Raw genomic sequence first — 26,678 nt, forward strand, 5'->3', positions numbered from 1 at the left:
CATCACCCCACGACGTCGAACGTGAGAGAACAACAGGCCTTTGATCCGACACGTCGTCCGAATCGAGTATGGTCGAGGTCGTCGCAATTCTCGCAGTCGCGTTGCTCGTCGCCGGCATCGCCGGGACGCTGATCCCGCTCGTCCCCGGCGGGTTGCTCTCGCTGGCGGGCCTCTACCTCTACTGGTGGGACTCCGGGTTCGCCGAACCGGGATCGGTCGCCCTCGTCGTTCTCACGACGCTCGGAGTGTTGACGCTGCTCGCCGAGTTCTTCGGCGGATCGATCGCCGCGAAAGCCGGCGGCGCTTCCTGGACGACGACCGGCGCAGCGATGGTCGTGGGTATCGTCCTCATGATCGTCACCGGCCCGTTCGGTCTGCTGATCGGCCTCTTCGGGACCGTCTTCGTCCTCGAGTACGTCCAGAACGGTGACGTCGACGGCAGCGCACGATCGGCCGTCTACGCGACCGTGGGAATCCTCGCTTCGACGGCCGTCCAGTTCCTGTTGACGGCGTCGATCCTGCTCGGCTTTCTCATCTCGGTGTTCCTGTTTTGATCGTCGATGCGGGCCGTGGAAAACACTGTTACTGTGGACGACGTTCACACACTCATGGACTGCACGGAACCCGACTGCGACCGTCCTGCGGCCGTCGAGTTGCACGTCCCATGGGCCGACAACCGACTCGTCTGTGCCGCTCACGCCCGCGTTCTCGGGCGACAGGACGGAATCGTCGCCGATCCATTACCGGATCGGGGCGACGACCTGCTCGAGTAGTCGCCCCGACCCGACGGTCGGATCGCGATCTCGAGCAGTAGACGCCCTTCGACGACGGACTTCGGGGTATCACTTTCGAGTTCGAGGCAGGGTCCGTGACCGTTTCCGGAAGTGAATAGTCGAGTGATAGATCGAGGTTCCGCGGCGGACAGTGCGCACGCAACCGCATAGAGCCTTCAATTGCCTGGTTCTCGTTTACTAGCCTCCAGCAATTAGTTCCTTCCATGCGGGAAACTAATACGACCCGGCGCAAAGTCATCAAACTAGCAGGTGCTGCAGGTGCCGCGGCCCTGGTCGCAGGGTGTGCAGACGAGGGGAACGGCGAAGAAGAGCCGGCTGACGACGAAGAAGAGCCGGCTGACGACGAGGAGGAAGAGAACGGTAACGGCGAGGCGATCGAGCCCGGTACCGACATCGAGTTCGACGCCCAGACGCCGGGGTGGGAAGGCATCGCACCGTCGGAGATCGAAGGGGAAGAGAATCCGACGCTCACCCTGGAGGAAGGCGAGGACTACACGATCGGCTGGCCCGAGGAGAGTGACGGCGCCCAGCACAACATCGAGATCTGGGACGAGGACGGCGAGGTCGTCGACGACCTCGAGACCGAAGTGACCGAAGAGCCAAGCGAGGATCAGGTCCTCGAGTTCACGGCAAGCGAGGAGATGGCCCAGTACGTCTGTGAGCCACACGAGACCACGATGATCGGTGACCTCGAGATCGTCTGATCGAGACGAAGAAAACGGAGACGGCGAATAGACGAGTTCTCGACGACGCCCGGGCGACCGACGTTGCGATGCGGTCGGCCCAGGGAATCGACGATCCTACGCGATCAGTCGTGCGTGTAGTAGACGACCGTCTCGTCGTCATCGTGGCGGTCGATGCGGGCGAAGCCGACGCGCTCGAACTGCACCATTTCGTCGGCCTCGAGTTCGGCGACGCCGGGTTCGGCCTGCCCAGACACGTCGCCGTCCATCGTTCGCATTCGGACGGGGACGCTCTCCCCGGCGGGCACCCAGTGGACGACGTCGACGTCGCCCTCGCGGACCACTTCGATGTCCTCGCCGGTGTACTGGAGCGTGTCGCGAGTGTACTGGAAACAGCCCAGTCCCTTCAGCCAGACGCGGTCCTCCCGGCCGGGAACGTCGTCGGTTTCGAGCAAGACGGCGTCACTGACGGGGATTTCGCGGACGCCGCGGTCCTCGTGGTCGGGGTGAATCGGCGGGTTCGCTTCTTCGGGCGGGCTGCCGCCGAGCGGAAGCTGGGTGCCGTCCCGGACCAAAAAGCGGCGGTCGGTCTCGTCGTCGATCAGGTCGCGGTTGTTGGCGTAGATCGAACTCATCGCGAGGTCGACGTCGCTGGTCGAGGTACCGAGTTCGACCATGGCGTCGACGATGGCTTCGCCGCGGATTCCGCGGCGGCGGAGACTCTGGAGCGTGGGCGCACGCGGATCGTCCCAGCCGTCGAGTTCACCCTCCTCGATCAGTTCCGAAATCGTCGACGTGCTCATCTTCACGTCGTAGGCGTCGATCTGGACGTGGCCCCAGTGGACGACCTCCGGATACTCCCAGTCGAAGTAGTCGTAGACGAACTGCTGGCGTTTCGCGGAGTCCTGTAGGTCGATCCCGCGGATGATGTGGGTGACGCCGGTGAGCTGGTCGTCGATCCCCGACTGGAAGTCGAGCATCGGCCAGCAGCGGTAGTCGCTGGCCTCTTCGCGTGGGTGTGGCGTGTCGATCATCCGGAAGCCGACCCAGTCACGCAGCGCGGGGTTCTTGTGCTCGATGTCGGTCTTCACGCGAAGGACCATCTCGCCGCTTTCGTACTCGCCGTCGACCATCGCCTCGAACTCCTCCTCGACGGTCTCTTTGTCCTTGTCCCGGTGTGGACAGGCCTCGCCCGAGTTCTTCAGGTCGGAGAACTCCTCGCCCGAACAGGAACAGGTGTAAGCGCCGCCGAGTTCGATCAGTTCGCGAGCGTGATCGTAGTAGGTCTCGAGGCGGTCACTCGCCCGGTAGACCGCGTCGGGTTCGAAGCCGAGGTACTCCAGATCCTCGAGGATAGCGTCGTAGGCCTCGAGGTCGGGGCGTTTGGTCTCGGGGTCAGTGTCGTCGAACCGGACGCAGAACCAGCCGTCGTAGCGCTCCTTGTAGGTGCCGATGACGGCGGGCATCCGGGCGTGGCCGACGTGCCACGGGCCGTTCGGGTTCGGCGCACAGCGCATCCGGACCTCGTCGTACTCCTCTGCGTTTGGAAGGTCCGGAAGCGGATGGTCGTCACCTTCATCTTCGGCCTCGATCTCCTCGAGTTCCTCGGGCGCGAGTTCCTCGAGGCGTTCGCGTTTCTCCGCGTACTCGAGGTCGTTGACCCGGCCGACGATACCGCCGATGACGCCCGGAATTTCGTCGCCGTGTGGACGGAAGTCGGGGTTGTCGCCCATCAGCGGCCCCATGATCGCACCGACGTCGGCGTCGCTTTCGTGTTTCACTGCGTTCAGCAGGGCGTGTTTCTCCGCCTCGCGCTCGACGCGCTCGCGTAGATCGTCGTCCATTACCGTGGGGTATTCGCCGGGCTCTCAAAACCGCAGCGGTGTCGGACGGACGGGAGCGTCACTCCTTCTGCTCGCTTGCGATCGCTCGCCAGACCCGTTCCCCGGTGAGCGGCATGTCGACGTGGTCGACGCCGATCGCGTCACAGACGGCGTTGACGGCCGCCGGTGGCGCGGCGATCGTCCCGGCTTCGCCGATCCCCTTGACGCCGAGGTCGTTCAACGGACTGGGCGTCACGGTCGCGTCGGTCTCGATCGGCGGCACGTCGGCGGCCCGCGGCACGCCGTAGTCGTCCATGGAGTCAGTCAGCAGCGTGCCGTCCTCGTCGTAGGCGACCGCCTCGTACAGAGCCTGTCCGATTCCCTGGGCGACGCCGCCGTGAACCTGCCCGTCGACGATCAGCGGGTTGACGCGCTCGCCGCAGTCGTCGACGGCGACGTACCGCTCGATCTCCACGTCACCGGTATCGGGGTCGACGGCGACGATACAGGCGTGCGTGCCGAACGTGTACGCCGCCCCCTCCGACTCGTAGAAGGTCGTCGCCTCCAGTCCCGGCTCGAGGCCGTCGGGCGTGTTCCACCCGTAGGCGACGTCGGCGACCTCTGCGAACGAGACGGTCTCGTCCCCCTCGAGCACCGTGAACGTCCCGTCTTCGTACTCGACGCGCTCCGGGTCGACGCCGAGTTCGGCGGCCGCAATCTGACGTGCCTTCGCCAGTACCTTCTCGGCGCTCTCGACGACCGCGTTCCCACCGACGAGCGTCGACCGACTCCCGAACGTCCCCGTTCCGGTAGGGATCGCCGCGGTGTCGCCCTCGGAGACGTGGATCCGCTCGAGCGGTACCTCGAGTGCGTCGGCGACGAGCTGGGCGTACGTCGTCTCGTGACCCTGGCCGTGCGAGTGAGTCCCTGCGTATACCTCGACGTCGCCGTCGGGAAGGGCGCGGACGAGGCCGCTCTCGAACCCGCCGGCGGTCGACTCGACGTAGTTGGCGACGCCGACGCCGCGCACCAATCCGTCGTCGTCCGGCGCGTTCGTCTCTCCCGGTCGGAATTCGGGCCGATCACGGTACTCGTCGTAGCCGATCGCCTCGAGAGCCTTCTCCATTGCGGGCTCGTAGTCGCCCGAGTCGTAGGTCGCGCCGACCGGCGTCTCGTAGGGGAATTCGTCCGGCTCAAGGAGGTTTCGCCGACGAAGTTCGACGGGATCCATTCCCAGTTCGTCCGCCGCGATGTCGATCAGTCGCTCGGTGACGTAGATCGCCTCCGGGCGGCCGGCCCCGCGATATGAGTGGATCGGGGCCGTGTTGGTGAAGACGGCCCGCGTCTCGCAGTGGATGGCGTCGATCGCGTACTGGCTCGACAGCAGTCGGCCGTACCGGACGGGCATCCTGGCACCGCCGCCGAGTCCGTAGCCGCCGACGTTGGCGACCGTCTCCGCCCTGACCCCGCGGATCGAGCCGTCGTCGTCGACCGCGAGTTCCGCCGTCGTCCGGTGGTCGCGGCCGTGTGCCCCCTCGAGGTAGTTACCGCTTCGGGTGGCGGTCCACTTGACGGGGCGCTCGAGTTCGCGCGCACACCACGCCGCCATCGCCTCGCCGGGATGGTGGTGTCCCTTGTGCCCGAAACCGCCGCCGACGCGGGGCGAGACGACCCGAATCTCGCCCTCGCGGACGCCGAGCGTGTGCGCCAGTTTCCGGCGGTGGCCGTGTGGCGACTGGCTCGTCATCGTGACGGTGAAGCCATCGTCGGCGTCGAACTCGGCGACCGCCGCCCGCGGCTCGAGCGCGGAGGGGATCAGCCGGTTGTTCTCGAGGTCGATCTCTACGGTCCGGTCGGCCGCGGAGAAGGCCTCGTCGGTCGTGTCGGCGTCGCCCATTTCGGCCGCCGTCGCGACGTTGTCCGAGGCCGCCTCGAACAGTTGCGGTGCGTCCGGGTCGGTCGCCGCCCGTGGATCGACGACCGCCTCACGTGGCTCGTACTCGATCTCGACCGCATCGACGGCGTCGCGTGCGCGATACCGATCCTCGGCGACGACCGCCGCGATCGGCTGTCCGTGGTACCGAACGCGGTCGGTCGCCAGGATCGGGTGGGCGGGAACGTCCGGGTCCAGCCCGGAAAGCGGGAGGCGTCCCGGCGACGGCGACGCGTCGACGTCGGCCCACGTGTACACACCCAGTACGCCGTCCATCGCCTCTGCAGCCGACGCGTCGATTCCCTCGAGGTCGGCGTGACCGTGCTCGCTGCGGACGAACGCGAGGTGGACGGTTCCCGGCGGTTCGTGATCGTCAGTGTACTCCGCCCGGCCGGTAAGCAACGCGGCGTCCTCGCGGCGCTTCTCGCGCCGTCCCATATACGCGTCCTCGTCGCTCCCCGTCCCCTCGACGTCGACGGGTTCGGAATCTGCGGTTTCCGCGTCACTCATCCTGGCTCACCTCGAGTTCCCCGCCAGCGTCAGCTATGGCTGCCCGGACCGCCTGCTCCACGTAGGTGGGAAGAACACTCGTACGGTAGTCGGCCGACGCGTGAACGTCGCCGCGTCGCTCTCCCACCGGGAGATCGTCTGCGGCGTCCGCGACGGCCTCGGTCAGTCGTTCGTCCGCGTCTGAGGATTCCAGATCGAATCCTTCGAGTACCGGCTCGACGCTCGAGAGCGCGACTGGAACGTCTGTCACGCCGTTCGTGGCGATTCGTGCCGACGAGATCGTGCCGTCCGCGACGGCGACGCGGGTCGCGACGCCGACCATCGCGTAGCCGGAGGTCGGATGCGTCTTTCGTAGGTACGCGCCGCCGACGTCACCGCCGTCGACGTGCGGAATCCGGACCGTAGTGACGATTTCCTCGTCTCCGACCGCGCTCTCGAACGGGCCGGTGACGAAGTCGGCGGCGTCGACCTCGCGAGTCCCGTCGGGTCCGCGGATTTGGACCGTCGCATCGGCGACGATCGCAGCGGCCGGCAGATCCGAGTCGGGGTGTGCCTCGGCGAGATTGCCACCGACGGTGCCACGATTTCGAATCTGCCGGTCGCCGACCGCACGCGTCGCCCCCACGAACGCGGGCATGCGATCCTCGAGTGACAGTTCGTCGACGGCCTCGAGCAGGGCCGCGTACGTGGTCGCCGCGCCGACGGCTGTCGCCTCGCCGTCGTCTTCGAGGCCGGAAAGCGCCGCGACGTCGCTCACGTCGACGACCGCACCGGGGTCGGCGCGGCCGTTCTTGAGGTGTGGAATCAGGGCGTGGCCACCTGCCAGTACCGTCGCGTCCGGGTGGTCCGCGAGCAACGACAGCGCCTCCGAGACGCTCGAGGCGCGATAGTAGTCGAACGACGGCGGGTACATCAGGAATCCTCCCCCGAGCGTGTGGTGTTGGCGGTTTCGTTCGTCCCAGCCCCCTGCTCGAGTTCCGCGGCAGCCGACTGAACTGCACTTACGATATTCGTGTATCCCGTACACCGACAGATGTTCCCTTTGAGCGCCTGCCTGATCTCGGCATCCGTCGGGTTCGAGTTCTCTCGGAGCAGGTCGCTCACCGTCAGCACCATCCCCGGCGTACAGTAGCCACACTGGAGTCCGTGTTCCTCGTGGAACTGCTCTTGCACGACGGAGAGGACACCGTCCTCGCTCTCGCCTGCCGCAGTCCGAACGGTGGCGCCGTCGGCCTGGACCGCGAGTACCGTACACGACTTCACGACGTCGCCCTCGAGTTCGACCGTACAGGCCCCGCACTTGCTCGACTCACAGCCCACCTTCGGTGCGGTGACCTCGAGTTGGTCCCGGAGGGCGTGGACGAGCAGCGTCCGTCCCTCGACTGTCAGGGTCTCTCGCTCCCCGTCGACGGTCAGCGAGATCCGATGTTCCGACATGGTTGGTCGTTTGGTGGACACGGAACTTGAAGATACCCTCGTAACGGCATATTCGTCAGTACACGCGCTCGTCGTCGACGGTACGGGTTCTACAACTGCGACCGTTGCGTCGGATACCGGGGAGACTGCAGGAGATGGTACAAATATATGTAGATACATTTACCATATGGGGTATGGAAGTGCCCTCCCTCCAGGCCAGTATCGACAGAGTCAGAACAGTAAACCAGTGGGAACAGTCCTGGCTATACTATATCGGTGGTCTGTTTGCGCTATTCAATGCGTACTTTCACTCCGGAATTGTCGTCGACGTCGGCCGCGAATTGATCCACTTCCCCGACGAGTCTCACTGGATCAGTGTCGCAACCGGTCTCTCGTTCGTAATACTCGCCACTGTCCTCTTTCTCGCCGTCGTTCTCGTGGATATCTACTGGAGTGGCTCTCTCCCGAATATCGACGTGACCGACTCCTTCGGTGTGCTATCACTCGTTTTCTTTGTACTGACCGGTTTCGTGTGGCTCGTGACTATCCTCGTCATCGAGACAGCAGTTGGATTTCCGCAAGATGGGGTGACTGGAGTCGTCGCTCACACCGTTTCGTTCAACCTGTTTCTCGTCGGTGCTGCTGCGTTTCTCCTCAAATATACCTGAGGTTTGGCTCGACGTCGACAGCCGCTGTAAGCAGCTATCGACTCACAGCTTTTCTGCCGAGCCGAGCCGTCTACAGTTCGTGAAATAGAGCATTCCGCTACTTCTCAGCACCCAGGTCTTCGTCCCGACGACATCGGAATCAGGGGACCGAACGCGATTGCGTTCTCGGTACCCCTCGAGAATCAGCGACTGCGGTCGTCAGTACCCACGCTCGATCAGATAATCTGCGATCTCGTCGAGCAGGTCGTGGGCCTCGTTGTCCGGCAGGACCTCGAGGCGTTCTTTGCCCTGTTCGACCAGTTCGCGGGCCTTCTCGTTAGCGTAGTCGATCGATCCGGTCTCCTCGAGGCGGGCGACCGCGTCGTCGATCTCGGCCTCGGTGACCGCGTCGACGTCGTCGGTGTCGACCAGATCGGCGACGTCGAGGCCGTGGTCGCGGGCGTGGACGGTGATCAGCGTCTGTTTGTTCTCGACCAGGTCGCTGCCCCGTTGTTTGCCGAGTTCCTCACTCGGGACCGTCAGATCGAGCACGTCGTCCTGGATCTGGAACGCACGGCCGACGTCGAGCCCGTAGCCGTAGAGGGCGTCGACGACCTCGTCGTCCGCGCCCATCAGGATCGCGGGGAGACTGGCGGAGGCAGCGTACAGCACTGCAGTCTTCTGTTCGACCATCTTCAGGTATTCCTCGGGCGTGACGTCGTCGCGTTGCTCGAAGTCGACGTCCAACGCCTGCCCCTCACAGATCTGCGTGCAGGTGTTTGCCAGCACGTCCAGTGCCTCGACCATCCGAGCGGGCTCGGCGCCCGTCTCGAGCATGATCTCGAACGCCTTCGAGTAGAGCGTGTCGCCGGCGAGGATCGCCGTCTCGAGGTCGTACTCGCGGTGGACGGCCGGAACGCCACGCCGGAGGTCGTCGTCGTCCATGATGTCGTCGTGAATCAGGGTAAACGACTGGATGACCTCGACGCTGACTGCGGCGTCCATCATGTCGATCTCGTCGATTTCCTCGTGAACCGTCGGAAACGACCGGTAGTCGACCGACAGCGGTTCGACGTCTGCGAGCGCCTCCGCGGTCGCAAGCAGGATCGTCGGCCGGAGTCGCTTCCCACCGGCGTCGAGCAGGTACCGCGAGGCCTCGTAGAGCCGCTCCGGTCGTGCAACCGGTAGCTCTTCAGGAATCGCGTCGTTGACCAGTTCCCGTCGCTTCCCGACCGCTTCGAGCACCGCCTCTTCTCGTGTCTCGGAAGTCGTCATATCACTCGACGAGTTGAATGAGGTTACCGTTGCGCGTGACGTGGAGGTCACGTCCCATCTGATAGCCCTCGCTCTCACAGAGGTTGACGTAGCTCGAGAAGCCGCTCAGGTCCTGGTGGGCCGGGATGACGTGCTGTGGCTGGAGTGCGTCGAGCATCTCGTAGTGGCCCTCCTGGTTGAGGTGGCCCGAGACGTGGATGTCGTCGTAGACGCGAGCGCCCTGCATTCCCAGCAGTTTCTCGGCCTGATAGCGCTGGCCCTCGTTGGTCGGCTCCGGAATGACGCGAGCCGAGAAGACGACTTTGTCACCGTCCTGTAGTTCGTACGGCGTCTCGCCGCGGGCCATCCGGGTGAGCATCGCGCGCGGCTCGCCCTGATGTCCCGTCACGACGGGGAGGTATTTCTCCTTGCCCTCGTTCATGATCCGCTTGAACGTGCGGTCGACGGACTTGCGGTGGCCGAACATCCCGAGGTCGGTCGGGAAGTCGACGAAGTCGAGTCGTTCCGCGGTACCGGAGTACTTCTCCATCGAGCGGCCGAGCAGGACTGGCTGACGGCCGATGTCGTCCGCGAACTCGACGAGACTCTTGACGCGGGCGATGTGACTCGAGAACGTCGTCGCGACAATCCCGCCGTCGTAGTCCTCCATGCTGTAGAGGACGTCACGCAGGTGTTCGCGGGCGACCTTCTCGCTGGGCGTTCGGCCCTTCTTGCTCGCGTTGGTACAGTCTTCGATGTAACAGAGGACGCCCTCGCCTTCGCGCCCGATCTCGCGGAATCGATCCATGTCGATCGGGTCGCCGATGACGGGCGTGTGGTCCATGCGCTTGTCCAGCCCGTAGACGACGGCGCCTTCGGGCGTGTGCAGGACCGGGTTGATCGCGTCGATGATCGAGTGGGTGACGTTGACGAACTCGAGGTCGACCTTGCCGGAGTCGCCGATCGACATCGTCTCGCCGGCGTCCATCTTGATCAGGTCGTTCTCGACGCCGAACTTCTGTTCGCCCTCGATCTGCTGTTTGACGAGTTCGATCGTAAACGGCGTCGCGACGATCGGCGCGTCGTACCGGTGGGCCAGTTTCGAGATGGCCCCGATGTGGTCGAGGTGGCCGTGCGTCGGCACGATCGCCTGCACGTCGCCCTCGAGGTCGCTCATGATCCGATCGTCGGGGATTGCGCCCATGTCGATCAGATCGAGACTGTGCATTCGCTCGGTTTCGACGTTGTCGTGGATCAGCACCTGCGAGAGGTTCAGACCCATGTCGAAGATGACGACGTCGTCGCCGGCGCGGACGGCAGTCATCTGCCGTCCGACTTCTTCGTAGCCGCCTATGGTTGCGATTTCGATTTCCATGGTTCGTTGTACTGAAAGCCTCGGTGGACTCGCAGTTTATCGAAACGGTCCGCGGACTCCTGCTACGGCCCCGGCATCTTGCAGCGCGTCGGCCATCCCGCTATGCGTCCGGGAACCGCCCACGACAACCGTCGTGAGCCCGAACGCACTTGCCCGCGGGTTTCGGTACTCACCACTACACGCCCGGGTGTTAAAAACACAGTGGGTTGGTCGTCTGTCCGATGAGACCCATAGGTATACCGACGTCAGCCACTCTGTTCGAGTCTGGTATCTGATACGTAATCGGAAAGAATCGTGCAAATGTTGCAAAGGGTATCTTATTTCCGGCCGTATTTTGATTTGGCGTGAGTTATAATCACATTCGGTTCCGAAATGCAAAGGTTTCTAAACTCGCGTCCGAAAGCCTCGGGCGATGACGAAGGATCTCGAGCGAGACCTGGGGTTGTTCGCCGTAATCGCGATCAGTATGGGGGCGATGATCGGGAGCGGCATCTTCATTTTGCCGGGTGTCGCGATGGCCGAGGCAGGACCGGCCGTGATTCTGGCGTTCGTGATCGCCGCAATCCTCGTGGTACCGGCGGCACTCAGCATCGCCGAACTCGGGACGGCGATCCCCGAGGCAGGTGGTGACTACGTCTTCATCGAGCGTGGTCTCGGTCCCGCGTTCGGGACGATCGCCGGTCTCGGTACCTGGTTGATGCTGATGCTGAAAGGATCGCTCGCACTCTACGGTGGCATGTTCTACATCGATTTCGTCTACTCGCTTCCCACGTGGAGTCTCGCGATTCCTGGACTCGGCACGACGGTACCGATTCCGGGAGTCCGGGCGCTCGGGATTACGTTCGCGATTCTCTTTATCGCCATCAACCTGATCGGGGTCAAACAGACTGGCGGCATCCAGTCGATCATGGTCGTCGTCATGCTAGTGATCCTCGGAGTGTTCATCGCGACCACGATCGTCCAGGTCGACGGCGCGAACTACGACGGGTTCTTCGACGAAGGGATCGACGGTATACTCGGTGCGACTGCCCTCGTTCTCGTCTCCTATGCGGGGGTGACCAAGGTCGCCGCCGTCGCCGAAGAGATCGAAAACCCCGGCCGAAACTTGCCGCTCGGCCTGCTTATCTCGCTTATCGTCACCGCTATTCTCTACGCGCTGCTCGTCTTCGTGCTCGTCGGGGTCGTCCAGAGCGACTCGCTAACCGGCGAGAACGAAAACGTCCCGATGGGGGTCGCAACGGAGATCGTCTACGGAGACATGGCCGTCGGCGGCGTCCCCATCGGGACCTTCGCCATCGGTGCGATCGTCCTCGCAGCCCTTCTCGCGCTCGTCAGCACCGCCAACGCCGGTATCCTGACCGCCTCGCGCTATCCGCTCGCGCTCAGCCGTGACGACCTCTTCCTGAAGAAGTTCGAATACATCCACCCGCGGTTTGCGACCCCGTTCGTCGCGATCCTGACGACCGGTGCGATCATCATCTTCATCGTCGCCACCCAGGCGGTCGACGAAATCGCGAAGATGGCCGGTGCGTTCCAGATCCTCGTCTACATTCTCGTCTGTGGCGCGCTGATCGCCTTCCGGGAACGCGACCTCGAGTGGTACGATCCCGAGTTCCTGACGCCCGGCTACCCCTGGGTCCAGTTGTTCGGTATCGTTTCGGGCGTCTTCATCATCAGCCAGATGGACACACAGGAAATCCTTGGCTCGATCGCGATCGTGATTCTCGGCTTCGTCTGGTTCAAACTGTACGCCGAAGACAAGGTCGAGCGTGAAGGGATCGCCAAAGGACTGGCCCGACGCGAAGCGGGCAAACAGTTCGTCCGCGACACCGAACAGCAACTCGAGGACGACGACACCTACGAGATCCTTATCCCGATCCGCCAGGACGTCAGCCGCGAGCAGGAAGACGCCCTGATCCAGATGGCCGCACCGATCGTCAGCCGTCGCGGTGGCCGAATCCGCGTCGTCCGCTTCGACGAGGTTCCCGACCAGGTCCCACTGGACATTCCGGCGGCGGAACTCTCCGAGGCCGACCTCGAGTTCGAGGAGCGAACCGACGAACTCGTTCGGTATCTCGAGGTGCCGGTCGAAGTCGGTGAGATCGTCAGTCACGATACCCGGCACGCGGTCGTCAACTTCGCCGAGCGATCCGGTGCAGATCTCATCCTCGCACGGCGGAAAGCCACGAGTCGGCTGGGGACCCTGTTCGGCCGCGATACGGACTGGATCATGGAACACGCCCCGTGTGACGTGGCCTTCGTCCAGCACGAACAGCGGGTCGATATCGACGAGATAGCGATCGTCACCGACCGGAGCCCGTTCAACGACCCGCTCAAGGTCGAACTCGCGGACGCGATGGCCGACGTGCTCGGCGCGCGGGTCCGGTTTCTCTTCGCGGTCTCCGCGGACGCACCCGAGGAACTGACCGAGACGATCGAGGACTACCACATCGAACTCGACGAGCTCTGTACCGTCCCCGTCGAGTCGACGATCGTCCGCACCGACGACGCGGTCGCGGATCTCTCGCGGGAACTCGAGTCGGCTGACGTCGTCATACTGAGTACGGTCACTCACCGGCGGCTTCCGGACCTGCTGATCGAACAGCGTTCGGATCGACTCGCCGCGGCGATCGAACAGCCCACGATGCTGGTCCACTCCAAGAAGACGCGTCGTGGATCGTTCCTCCGTCCGATCCTCGAGCGCCTCCTATTCAGGTAATAATCTTGTCATAATAGGTGGCGGAACTTACACGTTCGAGTTGCTGAGTCAATACAAATTCCGTATTCAATATAACTAAAGACTGAACATTTATGAGTTATGCTAATCTAGGCGATAGTATGCCAATCATTTCGAAGGACGATTTCTCCTATCACACCAACGACTGTCCCGACGTCGGTGATGGAATGCGAACGACATCTCTCCCGGAAGAAGTAACGTCGATCGACGACCTCGAGTGTGGCTGCTGGGACGCGTACGACTCGCTCGACGAACTGGAGTGACCCGACACCGACTGCGGTAGCGGCCGATTTTACTCCCTGTGACGTCTTCTCGAGTCCGGTGAAGAATCCGTTATCGACCAGCAGGACGGGAGTCAGTTACGTCCCTGCACCAGTGTCTTCCGCCTACCTGATCGTCGTTCCCGACTCCGCCCCCTCGAGAAACGCCGCCAGGTCGTCGAGACCGAAGATAGCAGCGTCGGCCTCGAGTTCGAGCAGCGCCTGTACCTTCGCGGCCATCCCACCGGTGACGTCGGTTGCCTCGCTCTCCCCGAGCACGTCGGCCGCGTCGTCGAACGTCGCGATCTCGTCGATTACCGCGTCGTCCTCGTCAAGGACGCCCGGAACCGTCGAACAGAGGCCGATCCGGTCGGCCTCGAGTTCCCGCGCGAGTTCGGCGACGAGTTCGTCGCCGCTGACGACCGTCGCCCCGGCACCGGCGTGAGGGATCATATCGCCGTGGAGAACGGGGACGAACCCTTCCTCGAGTATCGTCCGAATCCCGTCGATGGGCAACTCGAGGTTGCCGTCTTCGTCCCGCGAGGCCATCGAGAACGGATGGACGGGCACGGCGTCGACGTCCCGGTCGAACAGTCGACGGAGGACGAACCGGTTTAGCGTCACCATCGCGCCGTGGACGTCCATCAGGGCCCCGACGTCGTGGGTACCCTCGGTCGTCGTGATACCGTGCTCACTGGCGTTGTGATGACCGAAACTACCGCCGCCGTGGACGATCACGAGGTCTCCCAGGCCGTCCTCGCTGGCGGCAGCGACGGCGTCGGCCGCCCGCTCGAGTGCGTCGCCGTCGAGCGTCTCCGGTCGATCCTTCTCGGTGATAACGCTCCCGCCGAGTTTCAGGACGATCATTCGAGTTGCTTCACCCCCTCGTCGGCGAGTTCGGCCCGGAACGCCTTCTCACAGCCCGGCGTGAACGACAGCGCCGTCTCGGTCTCGTCGGTCGGGTCGAGCGCGACGATACAGCCACCGCCGCCGGCACCCGTCAGCTTCGCGCCGTAGGCACCGGCGTCACGGGCCGACCAGACCATCGTATCGAGCGACCGCGATGAGACGCCCAGTGCCGACAACAATCCGTGGTTGAAGTTCATCAGGCGGCCGATCTCCGCGACGTCGCCGTCGGCGAGAACCTCCTCGCCCTGCCGGACCACGTCGCCGATCGTCTCGACGGTATCGGCCGCGAACTCGTACTCTTCCCGCAGGTTTCGCACGCCAGCGACGAGTTCGCCGGTGTCGCCCGCACCACCGTCGAACCCGATCACGATCGGCAGATCAGGAGCCTCGATCGGTCGACAGTCGTCGCCCTCGACCCTGACCGCACCGCCAGTCGCCGAACAGAACGTGTCCGCGCGGGACGCCTGCCCGTCCTGAACTTCGTACTCGGTCCGGTAGGCTCGTTCCGCGAGTTCGTCCGTCTCGAGCGTGACGCCGAGCTCCCTGGCAGCAGCGTCGATAGCGGCGACGACGACCGCTGCCGAGGAGCCGATCCCGGCACCGAGCGGAATGTCGCTCTCGATGGTCACGTCGAATCCGACGTCGTCCTCGCCCGTTACGTCCCGGACCTGTTCGATCGCACCGTCGACGTACCCCATCGCCGCGCTGACCAGCGATTCGGAGGCATCGATGTCCGGGTGTCCGTCCGTCGGCCCGCCGTACTCGACCGTGAAGCCGTCGAGACTGAGATCCTCGGCGTGGACCCGGAGCTTGCTGTCGTCGCGCTTCTCGACGCCGACCCGCGCCCGTAACTCGATAGCACACGGGACGGCAGGTTCGCCGTAGACCACTGCATGTTCCCCGAAGAGATAGACCTTGCCGGGGGCACTCGAAACTGCCATAGGCGGCCGTTCGCACGACGACGGTTAATAGCTATCCTCTCGAGTCGGCCGCGTGTAGTTTAAGCCACCACCGTTCGAACGCGAACCCATGTCTCTGGTCTTGCCGAGCGAACTCGTCGTCGATCGGTTTCTCCCGACGGTGCGTGCGATGATCGCGCGGCGCCTCGCCGATCGCGGTATGACCCAACAGGAGATCGCGACCGAACTCGGCGTCACCCAGGCCGCCGTCAGCAAGTACCTGAGCGGCGACGGCGGCGGAGACGACCGGTTTCGCAACCACTCCGAAACGGTCGCGACCGTCGACCGGATCGCCGACGGCCTCGCGAGCGACGAGATGGACGGCTACGACGCGCTCGCGGAACTACTCGCACTCGTCCGCAGCCTCGAGGACCGTGGCCCAATCTGTGAGATTCACGAAGAAGAGATGCCCGAACTCGAGGGACTGGGCTGTGATCTCTGCGTCCGGGGCCTCGACCCCGACGTCAGAGTCGAGCGCGACGTCCTCGCGAACGTCCGGACCGCCGCGCGGACGCTCGCGTCGATCCCCCGGATGACCGACTACGTCCCCAACGTCGGCACCAACGTCGGGATGGCACTGCCCGACGCCGAGAACGTGACCGACGTCGCTGCCGTCCCCGGACGCATCTACGCCATGGGCGGACGGATCGAAATCCCGGCAAACCCCGAATTCGGCGCGTCACAGCACGTTGCAACCGCCGTCCTCGCCGCCAACGCCGTCGATCCGGACGTACGAGGCGCGATCAACGTCGCAACCGACGACCGACTTCTCGAGCGAGCAGCCGAACTCGGGTTCGAACCGCTCGAGTTCGACGCCGACTACGACGACCGCGGTCGGCACCTCCGGGAGCGGTTCGCCGACCACGGCGGAGTCCCGCCCGTCGCCTACCACCAGGGTGCGTTCGGCATCGAGCCCGTCACCTACGTCTTCGGGCGGACGGCACAGGAGGCAGCCGAACTACTCGAGGGACTGGTCACTGCAGCCGGTATCGACGACGTCCGGCTAGAACCCGACGAGTATCCGATACGGGATCCCGAGCGCGAAAATAGCGATTAGCGCGACCGCCGCGAACACGACTACCGGCGGAATCTTCTCTTCCTCGAACTCGAACACCTTGTCGATCATACCGGACGGTTACGACGGAACGCAGGTAACTCCTTCGTCCTGGCGAGTACACGAAACCGATCTCGAAAGCCACGGCTACACGTACCGGTCGAGACGTCACAGGAGAGAACGGAAAACGAACAGTTCTGGAACTTAGACGCCGCTCTCGAAGTCCTCGAGCGAGTAGGACGGCTCGGCACCGCGGCGGTCGAGGACCTCGTTTGCGAGCAGCCAGTAAACGACCGAGAGGGCCTTGCGACCCTTGTTGTTGGTCGGGACGACCAGGTCGACGTTGCTGACCTGGTTGTTCGAGTCACACATCGCGATAACCGGGATACCCACCGTGATGGCCTCCTTGACGGCCTGGGCGTCGCCGATCGGGTCCGTGACGACGACCACGTCGGGTTCGATGTAGCCGTCGTACTTGGGGTTCGTCAGCGTGCCCGGGATGAATCGACCCGTGCGTGCTCGAGCGCCGACCGCTTCCGCGAACTTCTCGGCCGGGAAGCGACCGTACTGGCGACTCGAGGTGACCAGGATCTGTTCGGGGGAGTAGTTGGCGAGGAAGTCCGCGGCCGTACGGATGCGGCCGTCGGTCTTCGAGACGTCCAGTACGTAGAGACCGTCGGTTCGGACGCGGTGGATGAACCGCTCCATGTCCTTGGTCTTCTGCTGGGTCCCGATGTGGACACCGGCGCCGAGGTAGTCCTCGACGGGGATCAGCAGGTCGGCTTCCTCGTCGGACATCACGTCGTCGTCGAGGGCCGGGCCTGCCTCTTCCTCGGGTTCTTCTGCCTCGGCGTCGGCCTCGTCGGCCTCGGCGTCGGCGGTCTGTTCCGCTGGCTCGACGTCGTCCTGATCGGCGGCGGGGCCGGTTCCTTCGGCCGGCTCCTCGTCGATCTCTTCTTCGGCGGCGTCGAGCCCTTCCTGAGATGCGTTGTCGTCTGTCATGTCGCGTCGTCTGCGATTCTGATGAGCTCGTTGAGCTTTGCGGTTCGCTCGCCGCCGACGGCACCCGTCTTGATGAAGGGTGCGTCGGTCGCGACGGCGAGGTGTGCGATAGTCGTGTCCTCGGTCTCGCCCGAACGGTGGGAGACGACCGAGTCGTAGCCGTTTGCGGTCGCGAGTTCGATCGCGTCGAAGGCGTCGGTTAGCGTCCCGATCTGGTTTGGCTTGATCAGGATGCTGTTTGCCGCGCCCTGGTCGATCCCCTCGTGGAGCCGATCCGTGTTCGTGACGAACAGGTCGTCGCCACAGATCAGCGTCTCGTCGCCGACCTCGTCGGTGAGTTCGGCGAACGCGTCGTAGTCGTCCTCGTCGAGCGGATCCTCGACGTAGACCAGATCGTACTCGTCGACGAGTTCGGCGATGTAGGCGATCTGTTCGTCCGTGTCGCGGCTCTCGTCGCTGTACTCGTAGGTCTCCGAGTCGGAATCGTACAGCTCCGCGCCGGCGACGTCGAGTCCGAGTCCGATCTCGAATCCAACGTCGTCTTCGACCAGCGAGACCGCTTCGTCGACGATCTCGAACGCTTCCGCGTCGTCGATCGACGGCGCCCACGCGCCTTCATCGCCCTTACCGCAGGCGATTCCGCGTTCCTCGAGGAGGTCCGCGACGGCCTCGTGGACGGCGGCGTTGGCGAAGACTGCGTCTTCGACGCTCGGTGCGCCGACCGGCGCAGCCAGAAACTCCTGGATGTCGGTCGCGTCGGCGGCGTGTTCGCCGCCACCGACGACGTTGCCGAGCGGGACCGGGAAGTTCTGGCCGCGGAAGGTGCCACCGAGGTGCTGGAACAGCGGCGCGCCGAGCACGTCGGCACCGGCTTTCGCGGCGGCCATCGAGATCGCGACCGCGCTGTTGGCACCGATCTCCGAGAAGTCGTCGGTCCCATCGGCCGCGTGCAGGATGGCGTCGACTTCGCGCTGGTTACCGGCGTACGCCTCGCCGACGAGACGCGGGACTGCGTGTTCGCGGGCCGCTGCAATCGCTTCGGACGGTGGCCGTTCGACGGCCTCGTACTCGCCCGTACTGGCACCGCTCGGTGCTGCCGCACGGCCGAAGCCACCGCTCTCGGTGAGTACGTCGGCCTCGACCGTCGGGTTGCCACGCGAGTCGAGCGTTCGGCGGAGCCGAACGTCGGTAATCAGCGTCATTTTCGATCCTTCCCTCGCTTGACCGTAAAGGGCAACACGCCAGCGTCGTACTCTTCGGCAGCGATCAGGATCGGTTCGGCCTGATCCGTCTCGATCAACACCGGTGCCCCGTACGATACCTGCAGCGCTCGCGCGCCGAGGATGCGGGCTTTCTCGTATCGGTTGTGACGTTGCTGTTGCATGTTACTGGTACGGAGAGACGACGTCGACGAGGTCGGTGTGACTCACGAGCATGCGCCGACAGCAGTAGCGGTCGACGCCGAGGTCGTCGAGCACTTCCTGGGGATCTTCGTCGCCTTCGTTCGCCCGCTCGTCGAACTCCTCCCAGTGCTCGCCGACGACGCTGCCACAGGTGAAACACCGAACCGGTACCATCATGAGTTGATCACCTTAACGGTAGGACTTCTGGTAGCGAGCCCGAGCGCCCGGGCCGCCCCACTTCTTTGGTTCGGACTGACGAACGTCGTTGACCAGCAGCGACCGGTCGAACTCCATGAACGCATCGCGGAGTTCGGCGTCGTTCGTGTGCTGGACGATACCGCGAGCGATGGCGGTACGGACGGCGTCTGCCTGTCCGCTAATTCCGCCACCCTCGACGTCGACGTCGATGTCCATCTCGCTGCGCAGCTCCTCGCCCACGATGCGGAACGGCTCGAGCATCTTGAGCCGCGACATCTCGGGCTCGACGAGCTCGACGGGCTTGGAGTTAACTCGTACGCGGCCCTCTCCCTCGCGCACGGTGGCGCGAGCGACGGCCGTCTTTTTCTTGCCACTCGTGTTGGTTACCATGTGACGTTAGCACCCAGTTGGTCGGAGACTTCGCCCAGTTGGACGAAGCGAATGTTCGAAAGCCGATCCAGCGACGTATCCTCGAGGACTTCCGCCTCCTGTTCGTCCTCGTAGGGGTTGCCGACGTAGACGCGGACGTTCTCGAGTGCTTCGCGACCGCGGGGCTTCTTGTACGGAAGCATGCCACGGACGGAGCGCTTGAAGATCGTATCCGGTCGCTTCGGGTAGTACGGCCCGCTGTCGGAACCGAGCTGGAGACGCTTCCGGTACGTCTGGAAGACGTCTTCCTTGCTACCGGTGATGACTGCGTCTTCGGCGTTGACGATGGCGACGCGCTCGCCGTCGAGCGCACGCTGTGCGACCTGGCTCGCGACGCGACCGAGAATACAGTCTCGGGCGTCGACGACGACGTCTGCGTCGAACTCTGCGATACTCATCGAATCACCCGTACGTCGGATCCATCGGGGTTCTCTTCGAGCACCTGCTCGAGCGGTACTGGGTCACCGACCTGGTCGATCTTCGTCTCTGCGGACGAAGAGAAATCGACTGCAGCGACGGTGACGTTCTTCTGTAGTGCGCCGGATCCCAGCACCTTGCCGGGAACGACGACGGTCTCTTCTTCGCGTGCGTATCGCTCGATCTGTCCCAGGTTCACCTCAGCGTGAGTGCGCCGGGGCTTCTCGAGACGATCCGCAACGTCTCGCCAGACGTCGGCGTCCGTCTCGCGGGACGTCGACTTCAGGTCGGCGATGAGATCGTTAAGTCTCGGGTTAGTCTTGCTACTCATTGGTTGCCTCCAAATCTGCAATCGACCGGCGACGGAGCGTCACCGGTCGTGGTCGTTGTACTGACCGTGGAATCAATTCGAGAGAAGTGATGCAGGGAGCAGGATTTGAACCTGCGGACTCCTACGAGACAGCGCCCTGAACGCTGCGCCGTTGGCCAGACTTGGCTATCCCTGCTTGCACTTCTGTCTACCCGCCGCCCCTTCAAACCCCTTTCGATTCCATCGGACGAAACCGAGCCGCGAGACGCGAACGCGTCAGCCTCGTAGCACACGGCACTGACGGCTCTCCGTGCGTCCTCGCGCTCGATTTCGTCGGATTCGGGTCGGGGGCGTGGGTTCATACTAGTCTATAGCTGTACTGCTTCTTCGAGTTCGGTCGCGCGCGTCTCGATCGTGTCCGCGGCACGCGTGACCAGCTCTTCGACGGGGAACGAGCCGTCCGTCTCCACGCGGAAGACGAAGGCGTTCGGGACGTCCTCGACCTCGACCTCTTTACCGGGATATCGGTTCGAGAGGTCGTGATCGAACTCGCTCGTCGGAACGAGCTCTCCGTCGTCCTCGATTACGCCACGGACGATCCGGCTTTCTTCCTCCTCGAACTCCGGTACGTCGCCTTTCACCTCCACGCGCTGGAGGTGTCGGTAGCCGACGGCCACACCGCCCTGGTGTTTGGCGTGTTCCTTGCCGCGATCGAGCATTGCCTCGGCTTCGGCTTCCAGGCGCTGGCCGTCCTTGAGTTCGATGATCGGGACGTTCTCGTCCGCTGGCTCGACGAGCTCGTCGCTCGTCTCGAGATCGCCGGAGTAGGCGGTGGCTGGTCCTTCGACGTCGATCGAGAGCGTGACGGTGTCGTCCTCGCCGAACTCGCCTTCCGGTGGGGTCGTCAGCGGGACGAGCCCCAGTCGAAGTGCGAGTTGTTCGTCGAACATGACCGACGAGTTCTCGATGAACCGAACGGTATCGATCGCCATCGTGGGCACGTCGGCGAGCATCGCGCGACGAATCCCGTTGGCGAACGCGGGCGTAACGCCGCGAACGAGAAACCGCGCGTCTCGGTCGTCGCGTTCGACGAACTCGACGTCGTACTCCTCAGTCATGGTCTAGTAGCCGCCCTTGCCTTTGGGAGCGCGCGATCCGTCGTGTGGGATCGGCGTGACGTCCTCGATTCGTCCGATCTCGATACCGGAGCGAGCGAGCGCACGGATCGTCGCCTGTGCGCCCGGACCGGGGGACTTCTGGAGGTTTCCGCCGGGGCCACGGACTCGTACGTGGAGTCCGGTGATGCCTGCGGCCTTGACCTCTTCGGCGACGGATTCGGCCATCTGCATCGCAGCGTACGGCGATGCTTCGTCGCGGTTCTGCTTGACCGCCGTTCCACCGCTGGACTTGGCGATCGTCTCCGCGCCCGTGAGGTCCGTCACGGTCATGATGGTGTTGTTGAACGATGCGTGCACGTGGGCGATGCCCCACTTTTCGTCGTCCTGGCTCATGGTTTACTGACCCTCCGCGCGTTCCGGGTGAAGCTCGTCCGCGAGCGGGCTGTTCTCGTCGAACTCGACGAGGTTCTCCTCGTCGACGTCGACGACGTAGGATGGCACCTGGTGGCGCTGGCCACCGACCACGATGTGACCGTGCGTGATGAACTGGCGAGCCTGCTCGGGCGTGTTCGCGAATCCCTTGCGGTAAACGACCGTCTGGAGTCGGCGTTCGAGGACGTCTTCGACCTCGAGGCCGAGGACGTCGCCGAGTTCGTCGGCTTCGTCGAGGATGCCGACGCGCTTGAGTCGTCCGAGGAACTCCTCGGAGCGGCGGGCGACGACTTCGTCGCCCTGGGCCTGGCCGAGCAGTTCCCGTGCCTCGCGCCGGTAGGAACGAAGCTGAGACTGGGCACGCCAGAGCTCCTCTTTGTTCTTGAGGCCGTAGCGGTCACTCAGGGAGTGTTCGGTGGCGATGCGTTCACCCTGGTAGGGGTGATTCGGCGTCTCGTACTGTTTGGTGTCGGTTCCGAGTGGCATCGTTATTCACCCTCCCCTTCGTCGTCGCCTTCTTCGGCAGCCTCTTCGCGGATCTCTTCGACGTTGACTCCGATGGTGCCCTCCGTACGACCGGTGGACTTGGTTCGCTGACCGCGAACCTTCTGGCCGCGCTTGTGACGCACGCCCCTGTAGGAGTCGATCATCTTCATCCGGTTGATGTCGTGCTGACGAGTCAGCTGGAGATCGTTGCCGATCTCGTGGGTCGTTTCGCCGGTGTAGAAGTCCGACTGGCGGTTGTTGAGCCAGTCAGGAACTTCGTCGGCGTAGTTCTCTACGAGTTCGACGACCTCGTCGATGACGTCGTCGTCGAGTCGACCGAACGTCGCCGTTCGATCGACGCCCGCTTCGTCGGCGATGATTCGGGCGGTCCGTCGACCGACTCCGTTCATCTCCGACAGCGAGCGCTCGACCGACTTCGTCCCGTCGAGGTCGGTTTGACCGATACGGACGAAGTACTGAAGGTCTTCGTCCTCCTCTTGTTCTTGGGGTTCTTCTGCGCTCATGTGTCGTGTATCTGTGTCTGGTCTGCAGGCGTTGCAAAGTCGACTGGCGAAAGGCCAGTCTCGGTAAATCCGACGTCGTGGCGGGGATTCGAACCCCGGAGGCTTGACGCCACATGGTTAGCAACCATGCGCCTTGGGCCGCTTGGCTACCACGACACCGTTTCTGTCTGGTATCGTCGCCCTCTCGGACTCGGGGATCACTCCCCTACACGTATTGCACCCGAACGTACCCCGGTCGACTACTTAAGCGCAACGAAAGTCTCGGGCCGTCGGCGGGATATCCCATGCCAGCCACCAGCACGCCGACGAACCTACTAGTGGGCTGACTTTATTATGGCGGGGCTGCTGGAGGTAACTAGTGCCCCGAGATCGACTCCCCTCCGTCGTTCGGCTGGCCGCCGCCATCGGCGGTATCGCCGCGATCGCTCTGGCCGCTGCGACCGTCGAATCGCCCGTCGAGTTCGGCGATTCGGGCGGTGCCGGCCCCGGCGACGGCGAGGGAGTCGGCGTCACCGACCAGCCACCCGGTTCCCAGCCAGCCGACCCTCTCGACGTGCCACCGTTTCTCGAGTACCTCATCTACGCCCTGCTGATTCTCGGCGCGATTATCGTGGTCTGGTATCTGCTTACCCACAGACGCGACGCCCTCCGCGTGATCGCGCTCTGTCTGTTCGTCGCCCTCGCCGTCTTCGCAATCGTCCAGTTGATGCCCGAGTTACCGCCGCCGGAAGGTGCCGTCGAAGAGCCAGTCGGGGGATTCGACGGCGGCGACGGTGACGGGTTCGGAACCGGGAACGGCGATGCGGTCGCCGGCGAACCGCTGCTTGCGGTCCTCGCGCTCGTGACCGCGATCGTCGTCGGCGGACTCTTTCTCAGCCGTCACAGGGATTCGGAAGCGACTCCCGGCGAGACGCCGGCCGAACCCGACGACGGCGAGGACCGAGTCCCGGGTACCGCAGCCGTCGGCTCCGCTGCAGGTCGAGCAGCCGACCGGATCGAGGGCGGGACCGACGTCGACAACGAGATCTATCGCGCCTGGCGGGAGATGACCCGCCCGCTCGAGGTCGATCGGCCGGAGTCGAGCACGCCTCGCGAGTTCGCCGATGCTGCGATCGAGGCCGGCATCGACCGCGAGCACGTCGAAGAACTCACTCGTCTGTTCGAGGACGTCAGGTACGGCCACGAGGAAACGACGCCGGAGATGGAACGGCGGGCGACGACCGTCCTCCGGAAGATCGAATCGGTCTACACCGACGTCGACGACGAGCCGACCGATTTCAGCGAGCCAGACGATAGCGGCTGGGGGGACAGTCGATGAGGACCGACCGTCGTACCACGTTCCTGTTCCTGGGACTTGCCGCGTTCGTCGGCGCGATAGCGGTCAGTAGTGGCCTGCTGACGATCGGGCTGAGCGAGATGACCGTCGTGGTCGTCTCCCTGGCCGTGCTCGCGATCGCCTACCGGAGCCTCTCCCGGCGACGCGGCGCCCGGACACAGATCGGTACGCCGGAGCCGGAACGAACCGTTACCGTCGAGGTTCCCGGTGAAACGGTCGTCGACGCCCTCTCGACGTTCCGGCGCGTTTCCAGCCGCCACGGAAGCGTCAGTCGGCGGATCTCGGACGGGCTCCGGGACGCCGCCGTCGCCGTCCTCACCCGATTCGAGGGCGACTCGCCGGAGACGGCCGAACGGCGACTCGAGGACGGAACCTGGACCGACGACCCGCTCGCAGCCGCCTTTCTCTCGCAGAAACTCGAGTACACCGACGATTCGATCCGTGCTCGTGTCGGCCGGTTCTTCGGATTCGAGGGGTCGCGGTTCCAGTCGGGCGTCTCCCACACTGTCGCCGAGATCGCTGCGATCGGATACGAGTCCGATGCGGACGCCGACGAGGGGGAGCGGAACCTGCCGAGTTACAGCTACTGGCGCGGATCCGCTTCGAACGACGAACCGTCCCGGCGAACGACCGACGATACGGCCGACGGAATCGAGCCATCCCGACGGGCCGCGACCGGCTACTGGACCGGGATCGGCGTCGTCGCGCTGACTGCCGTCGGGATCGGCGCGATCGCCGAATCGCCGGCCGTCGTTCTCGCCGGCGTCGTCGGCGTCGGCTACGCGGGCTTTGCCCGGGCGTTCGACCCGCCGACGCTCGACCTCTCCCTCGAGCGCGAACTCAGCGAGACGCATCCGGAACCCGGCGACGAGGTCGACGTCACCGTCACGATCACGAACGACGGCGGCGGGTTCGTTCCCGACCTCCGGATCGTCGACGGCGTCCCCTCCGGGATGGTCGTCACCGAGGGGGCGAGTCGGCTCGGGACCGCGCTTCGCCCCGGCGAGTCGACGACGCTCGAGTACACCGTGACGGTCCAGCGAGGGAGCCACGAGTTCGACCCCGCGCTCGTGATCGCGCGCGACCTCTCGCGGTCGACGGAACGGGAGTTCTTCCTCGGCTCCGAACGCGAGGCGGAGACGACCGTCGTCTGCGAACCGGAACTGCGCCCGATCGCCACGTCGGTCCCGATACGGGCGACCGCGACGTCGTTTGCCGGCCGGCTGACGACCGCCGACGGCGGCTCCGGGACGACGTTTCACTCCGTTCGGGAGTACCGCCCCAGCGACCCGCTCTCGCGGATCGACTGGAACCGCCGCGCGAAGACCGGCGAACTGACGACGGTCGAGTTCCACGAGGAACGCTCGGCCCGCGTGATCGTTCTCGTCGACGCCCGGAAAGCAGCCTACGTCGCGCCGACAGCCGACGGCACCCACGCCGTCGACCGCTCGATCACCGCTGCAGGTCGAATCGGTGCCACCCTCTTAGAGGACGGCCACTCGGTCGGACTCGCCGGGATCGGGCCGGTCGGTTCGGGCAAGCAGCGCCGATCGAGCGACGAGGCCTGCTGGCTCGCTCCCGCCTCCGGACGCCACCACGAACTGCAGTTCCGGGAGTTGCTCGCGACGCATCCCCAGTTCGACGCCGCTCCGCCCGAGCGGGAGGTTCCGTGGCTCACCCAGTTGCGAACCCTTCGGCGGCGGCTCTCGGCCGAGACCGGGATCGTCCTGCTCTCGCCGCTGTGTGACGGCGGCTCGGCCGACGTCGCCCGCCGACTCGAGGCGCGTGGTCATCCAGTGACGGTCGTCAGCCCCGACCCGACCGCCGACGAAACTGCCGGCCAGCGACTGGCCCAGGTCGCCCGGCGCGTCCGTCGGTTCGACCTCGAGCGGGCCGGCGTCCGGGTCGTCGACTGGCCCGACGACGAATCGATCGACGAAACGTTCGCTCGGTATGCCCACGCCGGAGGTGGGCTCTAATGAGCGACGCCGACGACCCGGCCGTCGACGACGTGGACGTCGGGCGTCCGGATCCCGACGAAGGCGTCGACCTCACACGTAAACCGACGATCGCCTCGAGCGTCGCCGCCGTCGTCACCGCGACCGTCGCGGCGCTCGTCGCCGGTCTCGTCTCCGTCACTGCACTCGGGGTCGGCGTCGCTGGCGTCGTCGTCCTCGCCGTCGGCCTCGCGATTGGAAACCGGGACGCCGTCGACGTCGGCGCGCTCGTCGTCTTCCTGGGCATCCTGCTCGCTGGCCTCCAGGGTGGTGCAACCGCAGTCGAACCGACGCTCGTCGGTACGATCGCGACGGTTCTCGCCTGGGACCGCGCCCACGCCGCGATCGACCTCGGCGAGCAACTCGGCCGCGAACCACCGACGCTCCGCCTCGAGGCCGTCGGCTTCGCCTCGAGTCTCCTGGTCGGGCTACTGGCGGGCACGTTCGGCTACGCCGTCTACGTCTTCGGTGGCGGCGGCCAGCCCGTTCCCGCGCTCGTGTTGCTGTTGCTCGCGGCGCTTTTCATCACGATCGGGTTAGGTGCCGGGAAGGAACGGGGAGACTGGCGCTCGAGTCGCGGGTACTAGCGGTGGCTGACCGTACATACGTTCGGACCGAGTGTGAAATTCGGGTGCCGTTCGGAATAGGCGATTATTGGAGTTTCCGTCGATC

Annotated in this window: 29 protein-coding genes and 2 tRNA genes; 10 read left to right on the forward strand and 21 right to left on the reverse strand. The window is 64.6% G+C overall.

Annotated elements, in window-relative coordinates:
• The first annotated feature begins 68 nt into the window (after window positions 1-68).
• The 3 genes from BLR35_RS10825 (at window position 69) to BLR35_RS10830 (ending at window position 1,498) form a co-directional block, all read left to right on the forward strand.
• The gene (locus BLR35_RS10825; RefSeq protein WP_090381576.1) at window positions 69-554 is read left to right on the forward strand and encodes a DUF456 family protein; all 486 of its coding nucleotides are present in this window, start codon (window positions 69-71) and stop codon (window positions 552-554) included.
• Window positions 555-608: 54 nt separating this feature from the next.
• A complete protein-coding gene (locus BLR35_RS20685) occupies window positions 609-773 on the forward strand; it encodes a DUF8014 family protein (RefSeq protein ID WP_170831018.1) in 165 nt (54 codons plus the stop codon).
• A 224-nt stretch (window positions 774-997) separates the two neighbouring features.
• A complete protein-coding gene (locus BLR35_RS10830) occupies window positions 998-1,498 on the forward strand; it encodes a plastocyanin/azurin family copper-binding protein (protein WP_090381578.1) in 501 nt (166 codons plus the stop codon).
• Window positions 1,499-1,602: 104 nt separating this feature from the next.
• On the opposite strand, the gene BLR35_RS10835 is transcribed toward BLR35_RS10830, so the two are convergent.
• From BLR35_RS10835 to BLR35_RS10850, 4 genes are read right to left on the reverse strand one after another with little or no spacing between them, the layout of a single operon-like run.
• Window positions 1,603-3,321, reverse strand: coding sequence for a glutamate--tRNA ligase (locus BLR35_RS10835; protein WP_090381581.1), 1,719 nt, complete (start codon window positions 3,319-3,321; stop codon window positions 1,603-1,605).
• 58 nt (window positions 3,322-3,379) lie between these two features.
• Window positions 3,380-5,743 carry a xanthine dehydrogenase family protein molybdopterin-binding subunit gene (locus BLR35_RS10840; RefSeq protein WP_090381583.1) on the reverse strand — a complete coding sequence of 788 codons (2,364 nt, stop codon included), beginning with the start codon at window positions 5,741-5,743 and terminating at the stop codon, window positions 3,380-3,382.
• Entirely contained in the window at window positions 5,736-6,656 is a 921-nt protein-coding gene (locus BLR35_RS10845) for an FAD binding domain-containing protein (protein ID WP_090381585.1), read from the reverse strand. The genes BLR35_RS10840 and BLR35_RS10845 overlap by 8 nt, the downstream gene beginning before the upstream one ends.
• Window positions 6,656-7,180, reverse strand: a complete 525-nt coding sequence (locus BLR35_RS10850; protein WP_090381588.1) for a (2Fe-2S)-binding protein — start codon at window positions 7,178-7,180, stop codon at window positions 6,656-6,658. Before BLR35_RS10850 ends, BLR35_RS10845 begins: the two co-directional genes overlap by 1 nt.
• Before the next feature lie 173 nt (window positions 7,181-7,353).
• On the opposite strand from BLR35_RS10850, the gene BLR35_RS10855 reads away from it, so the two are divergent.
• The gene (locus tag BLR35_RS10855; protein WP_090382934.1) at window positions 7,354-7,827 is read left to right on the forward strand and encodes a hypothetical protein; all 474 of its coding nucleotides are present in this window, start codon (window positions 7,354-7,356) and stop codon (window positions 7,825-7,827) included.
• A gap of 198 nt (window positions 7,828-8,025) precedes the next feature.
• Here BLR35_RS10855 and idsA3 read toward each other — a convergent pair whose 3' ends face one another.
• Both idsA3 and BLR35_RS10865 read right to left on the reverse strand, forming a co-directional pair.
• Window positions 8,026-9,081, reverse strand: coding sequence for a geranylfarnesyl diphosphate synthase (gene idsA3, locus BLR35_RS10860; RefSeq protein WP_090381590.1), 1,056 nt, complete (start codon window positions 9,079-9,081; stop codon window positions 8,026-8,028).
• 1 nt (window position 9,082) lies between these two features.
• On the reverse strand, window positions 9,083-10,435 hold the full coding sequence (locus BLR35_RS10865; protein ID WP_090381592.1) for a ribonuclease J: 1,353 nt from the start codon (window positions 10,433-10,435) through the stop codon (window positions 9,083-9,085).
• Between the two features lie 412 nt (window positions 10,436-10,847).
• On the opposite strand from BLR35_RS10865, the gene BLR35_RS10870 reads away from it, so the two are divergent.
• Window positions 10,848-13,154: an amino acid permease gene (locus BLR35_RS10870; protein WP_090381594.1), complete on the forward strand. Its 2,307-nt coding sequence runs from the start codon at window positions 10,848-10,850 to the stop codon at window positions 13,152-13,154.
• 119 nt (window positions 13,155-13,273) lie between these two features.
• Window positions 13,274-13,435: a hypothetical protein gene (locus tag BLR35_RS20690; protein WP_170831019.1), complete on the forward strand. Its 162-nt coding sequence runs from the start codon at window positions 13,274-13,276 to the stop codon at window positions 13,433-13,435.
• Between the two features lie 123 nt (window positions 13,436-13,558).
• Here the strand turns inward: BLR35_RS20690 and BLR35_RS10875 are convergent, their stop codons facing one another.
• Entirely contained in the window at window positions 13,559-14,299 is a 741-nt protein-coding gene (locus tag BLR35_RS10875; RefSeq protein WP_090381597.1) for an isopentenyl phosphate kinase, read from the reverse strand.
• The gene (gene mvk, locus BLR35_RS10880; RefSeq protein ID WP_090381600.1) at window positions 14,296-15,282 is read right to left on the reverse strand and encodes a mevalonate kinase; all 987 of its coding nucleotides are present in this window, start codon (window positions 15,280-15,282) and stop codon (window positions 14,296-14,298) included. Before mvk ends, BLR35_RS10875 begins: the two co-directional genes overlap by 4 nt.
• 88 nt (window positions 15,283-15,370) lie before the next feature.
• Between mvk and BLR35_RS10885 the strand changes: the two genes are divergently transcribed.
• On the forward strand, window positions 15,371-16,357 hold the full coding sequence (locus BLR35_RS10885; RefSeq protein ID WP_090381603.1) for a thiamine-phosphate synthase family protein: 987 nt from the start codon (window positions 15,371-15,373) through the stop codon (window positions 16,355-16,357).
• 201 nt (window positions 16,358-16,558) lie between these two features.
• On the opposite strand, the gene rpsB is transcribed toward BLR35_RS10885, so the two are convergent.
• The 13 genes from rpsB to BLR35_RS10950 all read right to left on the reverse strand — a co-directional run bounded on the left by rpsB (window position 16,559) and on the right by BLR35_RS10950 (window position 22,829).
• Window positions 16,559-17,356 (reverse strand): 30S ribosomal protein S2, encoded by a 798-nt coding sequence (gene rpsB, locus BLR35_RS10890; RefSeq protein ID WP_090381605.1) that lies wholly within the window; start codon window positions 17,354-17,356, stop codon window positions 16,559-16,561.
• On the reverse strand, window positions 17,353-18,558 hold the full coding sequence (gene eno / locus BLR35_RS10895; protein ID WP_090381608.1) for a phosphopyruvate hydratase: 1,206 nt from the start codon (window positions 18,556-18,558) through the stop codon (window positions 17,353-17,355). The genes rpsB and eno overlap by 4 nt, the downstream gene beginning before the upstream one ends.
• The gene (locus tag BLR35_RS10900) at window positions 18,555-18,740 is read right to left on the reverse strand and encodes a DNA-directed RNA polymerase subunit K (RefSeq protein ID WP_090381609.1); all 186 of its coding nucleotides are present in this window, start codon (window positions 18,738-18,740) and stop codon (window positions 18,555-18,557) included. The genes eno and BLR35_RS10900 overlap by 4 nt, the downstream gene beginning before the upstream one ends.
• A gap of 1 nt (window position 18,741) precedes the next feature.
• Window positions 18,742-18,936 (reverse strand): DNA-directed RNA polymerase subunit N, encoded by a 195-nt coding sequence (locus BLR35_RS10905; protein WP_005579710.1) that lies wholly within the window; start codon window positions 18,934-18,936, stop codon window positions 18,742-18,744.
• A 12-nt stretch (window positions 18,937-18,948) separates the two neighbouring features.
• Window positions 18,949-19,347: a 30S ribosomal protein S9 gene (locus tag BLR35_RS10910; protein ID WP_090381612.1), complete on the reverse strand. Its 399-nt coding sequence runs from the start codon at window positions 19,345-19,347 to the stop codon at window positions 18,949-18,951.
• The gene (locus BLR35_RS10915; protein WP_090381613.1) at window positions 19,341-19,784 is read right to left on the reverse strand and encodes a 50S ribosomal protein L13; all 444 of its coding nucleotides are present in this window, start codon (window positions 19,782-19,784) and stop codon (window positions 19,341-19,343) included. Before BLR35_RS10915 ends, BLR35_RS10910 begins: the two co-directional genes overlap by 7 nt.
• Window positions 19,781-20,134 carry a 50S ribosomal protein L18e gene (locus BLR35_RS10920; RefSeq protein WP_090381615.1) on the reverse strand — a complete coding sequence of 118 codons (354 nt, stop codon included), beginning with the start codon at window positions 20,132-20,134 and terminating at the stop codon, window positions 19,781-19,783. Before BLR35_RS10920 ends, BLR35_RS10915 begins: the two co-directional genes overlap by 4 nt.
• 90 nt (window positions 20,135-20,224) lie before the next feature.
• Window positions 20,225-20,309: transfer RNA gene (locus BLR35_RS10925), tRNA-Leu, on the reverse strand.
• Window positions 20,310-20,481: 172 nt separating this feature from the next.
• Window positions 20,482-21,231, reverse strand: coding sequence for a DNA-directed RNA polymerase subunit D (locus tag BLR35_RS10930; protein ID WP_090381618.1), 750 nt, complete (start codon window positions 21,229-21,231; stop codon window positions 20,482-20,484).
• Window positions 21,232-21,234: 3 nt separating this feature from the next.
• Window positions 21,235-21,624, reverse strand: coding sequence for a 30S ribosomal protein S11 (locus BLR35_RS10935; RefSeq protein WP_005579703.1), 390 nt, complete (start codon window positions 21,622-21,624; stop codon window positions 21,235-21,237).
• 3 nt (window positions 21,625-21,627) lie between these two features.
• The gene (locus BLR35_RS10940) at window positions 21,628-22,149 is read right to left on the reverse strand and encodes a 30S ribosomal protein S4 (RefSeq protein WP_090381620.1); all 522 of its coding nucleotides are present in this window, start codon (window positions 22,147-22,149) and stop codon (window positions 21,628-21,630) included.
• 2 nt (window positions 22,150-22,151) lie between these two features.
• The gene (locus BLR35_RS10945; protein WP_090381624.1) at window positions 22,152-22,673 is read right to left on the reverse strand and encodes a 30S ribosomal protein S13; all 522 of its coding nucleotides are present in this window, start codon (window positions 22,671-22,673) and stop codon (window positions 22,152-22,154) included.
• 73 nt (window positions 22,674-22,746) lie between these two features.
• Window positions 22,747-22,829, reverse strand: a tRNA-Ser gene (locus tag BLR35_RS10950).
• Window positions 22,830-23,031: 202 nt separating this feature from the next.
• Here BLR35_RS10950 and BLR35_RS10955 point away from each other — a divergent pair.
• From BLR35_RS10955 to BLR35_RS10965, 3 genes are read left to right on the forward strand one after another with little or no spacing between them, the layout of a single operon-like run.
• Complete coding sequence (locus tag BLR35_RS10955; RefSeq protein WP_090381627.1) at window positions 23,032-23,991, forward strand: DUF4129 domain-containing protein; 960 nt, start codon at window positions 23,032-23,034, stop codon at window positions 23,989-23,991.
• Entirely contained in the window at window positions 23,988-25,988 is a 2,001-nt protein-coding gene (locus BLR35_RS10960) for a DUF58 domain-containing protein (protein ID WP_090381628.1), read from the forward strand. Before BLR35_RS10955 ends, BLR35_RS10960 begins: the two co-directional genes overlap by 4 nt.
• Window positions 25,988-26,593 carry a DUF7519 family protein gene (locus tag BLR35_RS10965; RefSeq protein WP_090381630.1) on the forward strand — a complete coding sequence of 202 codons (606 nt, stop codon included), beginning with the start codon at window positions 25,988-25,990 and terminating at the stop codon, window positions 26,591-26,593. Before BLR35_RS10960 ends, BLR35_RS10965 begins: the two co-directional genes overlap by 1 nt.
• Window positions 26,594-26,678 lie beyond the last annotated feature (85 nt).

Origin of the sequence: Natronobacterium texcoconense (assembly GCF_900104065.1) — an archaeon.
In the GTDB taxonomy this organism is placed as follows: Archaea; Halobacteriota; Halobacteria; order Halobacteriales; family Natrialbaceae; genus Natronobacterium; species Natronobacterium texcoconense.

Excerpts from the sequence above, each read along its gene's own strand:
- BLR35_RS10825 (WP_090381576.1), top strand. The coding sequence starts at position 69 with ATGGTCGAGGTCGTCGCAATTCTCGCAGTCGCGTTGCTCGTCGCCGGC.
- BLR35_RS20685 (WP_170831018.1), top strand. The coding sequence starts at position 609 with ATGGACTGCACGGAACCCGACTGCGACCGTCCTGCGGCCGTCGAGTTG.
- BLR35_RS10830 (WP_090381578.1), top strand. The coding sequence starts at position 998 with ATGCGGGAAACTAATACGACCCGGCGCAAAGTCATCAAACTAGCAGGT.
- BLR35_RS10835 (WP_090381581.1), bottom strand. The coding sequence starts at position 3,321 with ATGGACGACGATCTACGCGAGCGCGTCGAGCGCGAGGCGGAGAAACAC.
- BLR35_RS10840 (WP_090381583.1), bottom strand. The coding sequence starts at position 5,743 with ATGAGTGACGCGGAAACCGCAGATTCCGAACCCGTCGACGTCGAGGGG.
- BLR35_RS10845 (WP_090381585.1), bottom strand. The coding sequence starts at position 6,656 with ATGTACCCGCCGTCGTTCGACTACTATCGCGCCTCGAGCGTCTCGGAG.
- BLR35_RS10850 (WP_090381588.1), bottom strand. The coding sequence starts at position 7,180 with ATGTCGGAACATCGGATCTCGCTGACCGTCGACGGGGAGCGAGAGACC.
- BLR35_RS10855 (WP_090382934.1), top strand. The coding sequence starts at position 7,354 with ATGGAAGTGCCCTCCCTCCAGGCCAGTATCGACAGAGTCAGAACAGTA.
- idsA3 (WP_090381590.1), bottom strand. The coding sequence starts at position 9,081 with ATGACGACTTCCGAGACACGAGAAGAGGCGGTGCTCGAAGCGGTCGGG.
- BLR35_RS10865 (WP_090381592.1), bottom strand. The coding sequence starts at position 10,435 with ATGGAAATCGAAATCGCAACCATAGGCGGCTACGAAGAAGTCGGACGG.
- BLR35_RS10870 (WP_090381594.1), top strand. The coding sequence starts at position 10,848 with ATGACGAAGGATCTCGAGCGAGACCTGGGGTTGTTCGCCGTAATCGCG.
- BLR35_RS20690 (WP_170831019.1), top strand. The coding sequence starts at position 13,274 with ATGCCAATCATTTCGAAGGACGATTTCTCCTATCACACCAACGACTGT.
- BLR35_RS10875 (WP_090381597.1), bottom strand. The coding sequence starts at position 14,299 with ATGATCGTCCTGAAACTCGGCGGGAGCGTTATCACCGAGAAGGATCGA.
- mvk (WP_090381600.1), bottom strand. The coding sequence starts at position 15,282 with ATGGCAGTTTCGAGTGCCCCCGGCAAGGTCTATCTCTTCGGGGAACAT.
- BLR35_RS10885 (WP_090381603.1), top strand. The coding sequence starts at position 15,371 with ATGTCTCTGGTCTTGCCGAGCGAACTCGTCGTCGATCGGTTTCTCCCG.
- rpsB (WP_090381605.1), bottom strand. The coding sequence starts at position 17,356 with ATGACAGACGACAACGCATCTCAGGAAGGGCTCGACGCCGCCGAAGAA.
- eno (WP_090381608.1), bottom strand. The coding sequence starts at position 18,558 with ATGACGCTGATTACCGACGTTCGGCTCCGCCGAACGCTCGACTCGCGT.
- BLR35_RS10900 (WP_090381609.1), bottom strand. The coding sequence starts at position 18,740 with ATGCAACAGCAACGTCACAACCGATACGAGAAAGCCCGCATCCTCGGC.
- BLR35_RS10905 (WP_005579710.1), bottom strand. The coding sequence starts at position 18,936 with ATGATGGTACCGGTTCGGTGTTTCACCTGTGGCAGCGTCGTCGGCGAG.
- BLR35_RS10910 (WP_090381612.1), bottom strand. The coding sequence starts at position 19,347 with ATGGTAACCAACACGAGTGGCAAGAAAAAGACGGCCGTCGCTCGCGCC.
- BLR35_RS10915 (WP_090381613.1), bottom strand. The coding sequence starts at position 19,784 with ATGAGTATCGCAGAGTTCGACGCAGACGTCGTCGTCGACGCCCGAGAC.
- BLR35_RS10920 (WP_090381615.1), bottom strand. The coding sequence starts at position 20,134 with ATGAGTAGCAAGACTAACCCGAGACTTAACGATCTCATCGCCGACCTG.
- BLR35_RS10930 (WP_090381618.1), bottom strand. The coding sequence starts at position 21,231 with ATGACTGAGGAGTACGACGTCGAGTTCGTCGAACGCGACGACCGAGAC.
- BLR35_RS10935 (WP_005579703.1), bottom strand. The coding sequence starts at position 21,624 with ATGAGCCAGGACGACGAAAAGTGGGGCATCGCCCACGTGCACGCATCG.
- BLR35_RS10940 (WP_090381620.1), bottom strand. The coding sequence starts at position 22,149 with ATGCCACTCGGAACCGACACCAAACAGTACGAGACGCCGAATCACCCC.
- BLR35_RS10945 (WP_090381624.1), bottom strand. The coding sequence starts at position 22,673 with ATGAGCGCAGAAGAACCCCAAGAACAAGAGGAGGACGAAGACCTTCAG.
- BLR35_RS10960 (WP_090381628.1), top strand. The coding sequence starts at position 23,988 with ATGAGGACCGACCGTCGTACCACGTTCCTGTTCCTGGGACTTGCCGCG.
- BLR35_RS10965 (WP_090381630.1), top strand. The coding sequence starts at position 25,988 with ATGAGCGACGCCGACGACCCGGCCGTCGACGACGTGGACGTCGGGCGT.